This window comes from Bacillus sp. TL12 (genome assembly GCF_022625245.1).
GTDB lineage: Bacteria > Bacillota > Bacilli > Bacillales > Bacillaceae_G > Bacillus_A.
Genome location: NZ_JAJJBY010000158.1, coordinates 1 through 1025, shown reverse-complemented (window position 1 = coordinate 1025; position 1025 = coordinate 1). Strand labels below are relative to the sequence as shown.

General features: G+C 36.9%; 2 protein-coding genes. One reads left to right on the top strand and one right to left on the bottom strand.

The genetic code is table 11. The features are described from left to right. Positions 1–64 precede the first annotated feature (64 nt). On the bottom strand, positions 65–325 hold the full coding sequence (locus tag LOK41_RS28205) for an SEC-C metal-binding domain-containing protein (protein ID WP_241819382.1): 261 nt from the start codon (positions 323–325) through the stop codon (positions 65–67). A 65-nt stretch (positions 326–390) separates the two neighbouring features. Between LOK41_RS28205 and LOK41_RS28200 the strand changes: the two genes are divergently transcribed. Beyond that, positions 391–1025: IS4 family transposase (locus LOK41_RS28200; RefSeq protein WP_241819381.1), on the top strand; the 635-nt coding region annotated here is incomplete at its 3' end.

The window sequence follows — 1025 nt, the reverse complement described above, 5'->3', positions numbered from 1 at the left end:
CATGCCCATCAAGCTAACTAAAATGAGATACCCCCAAAACGAAAAAAATGGGAGTATCTCATTTTTATATATCTAACTCAATTTCTTTGTTCATGCAACAAAATTTATATTTCTTACCACTGTTACATGGACAATTCTCATAAATATTTGCTGGTCTTGAGCAATCTTTGATTGCTTTCTTTAAATCCGATATATCTTCATTGAATTCTAGCCCAACTATGTAGTAAAAATTGTATGCCTCACAAATCGCAGCCACTTTATCTGCTCTTGTTTGAGACGAAACCTTTACGATGATGGGATGTTCTTTCGAACCCAGTGGATACATGCCTGATTCCCTCTTTCCTTTTTCTTTCTATTGTATAAAATTTAAGAAAAAGTGGAGGAATATCTATGAAAAAATTTTCTAGCTCTCAAGTGTTTCGACTACTTGCAGAGGAATTACAATGTAGCTTTTCACCACAAGCATTAACCGAACTTGCCAAACAAACTCAGTTTGTTCAACGTACGAGTAAATTTCGGGCACAAGATCTATCTTCATTATGTATTGGGATGGGACAAGATACTGCGAGTCATTCTCTGGCTCGATTATGTGGCATTTTAGAATCAGAAACAGGTGTCCTTATCAGTCCGGAAGGGCTGAATCTCAGGCTAAATACAAAAGCAGTGGAATTTTTACGCTCTCTATTCTCACGGTTATTACAAAAACAATTGTTATCCACGATGCCTCTTCCTTCTTCTTTTTCAGCATACTTTCGTCGTATTCGGATTCTAGATGCTACTACATTTCAAGTCTCGGATCAACTTGCAGCGTCCTATCCTGGATCCGGAGGAAGCGGAAAGGCTTCTGGTGTGAAAATACAACTAGAATATGATTTGCTGAGTGGACAGTTTTTACATGTTGAAGTGGGACCTGGCAAACAAAATGATGTGAATTATGGAAAAGAAGTTCAACATACTGTTGATTTACAAGACCTATGCATACGAGATTTAGGTTATTTTAGTTTAATTGATTTAGATGCGATACA